Here is a 749-nt window from a genome sequence, read left to right on the forward strand (position 1 = left end):
TCGAGCGCTTCGACGCCCCTCGGGAGAGCCTGGCGAAGGTCGCCTCGAAGAACCACAAGAACGGGGTGGACAACCCCAACGCGCAGTTTCAGAAGGAGGTCGACGTCGACACCGTCCTCGAGTCGCCGATCGTCGCGGACCCGCTGCGGCTGTACGACTTCTGTCCGATCACCGACGGCTCGGCCGCGCTGATGCTGTGTCCCGAGTCGGTCGCCCGGGAGTTCACCGACGAGTACGTCGTCATCTCGGGGATCGACGGGGCGACCGATACACACGTCGTTCACGAGCGCGAGGATCCGACCGTGATGGGCGGGGTCGTCGAGAGCGGCGAGGGCGCCTACGAGATGAGCGGGCACGAGCCCGAGGATATCGACGTCGCCGAACTCCACGACATGTTCACCATCCTCGAGTTCCTGCAGATGGAGGGCCTGGGCTTCGCCGAGCAGGGCGAAGCCTGGGAGTTAGTCGAGGAGGGGTACACCGAACGCGATACGGGCGAACTGCCGGTCAACACCTCCGGCGGGCTCAAGTCGAAGGGCCACCCGCTGGGCGCAAGCGGCGTCGCACAGGGCGTCGAGATCTACGAACAGCTGATGGGCGAGGCCGGCGATCGCCAGGTCGACGCGGAGGTCGGCCTCTGCTGTAACGTCGGCGGCTTCGGCAACTGCGTTATTACGACCATTATGGAGGCAGCACGATGACGATGGAAGCGACCCGATACGACGACGGCACGATCAGCTACCCAGGAC

1 protein-coding gene is annotated in these 749 nt (G+C 65.4%); it reads left to right on the forward strand.

All coding sequences use genetic code 11. The features are described from left to right. Positions 1–701: thiolase family protein (locus tag ACNA7R_RS20500; protein WP_416285381.1), on the forward strand; the 701-nt coding region annotated here is incomplete at its 5' end. Positions 702–749 lie beyond the last annotated feature (48 nt).

This window comes from Natronococcus sp. (assembly GCF_047921035.1).
GTDB lineage: Archaea > Halobacteriota > Halobacteria > Halobacteriales > Natrialbaceae > Natronococcus.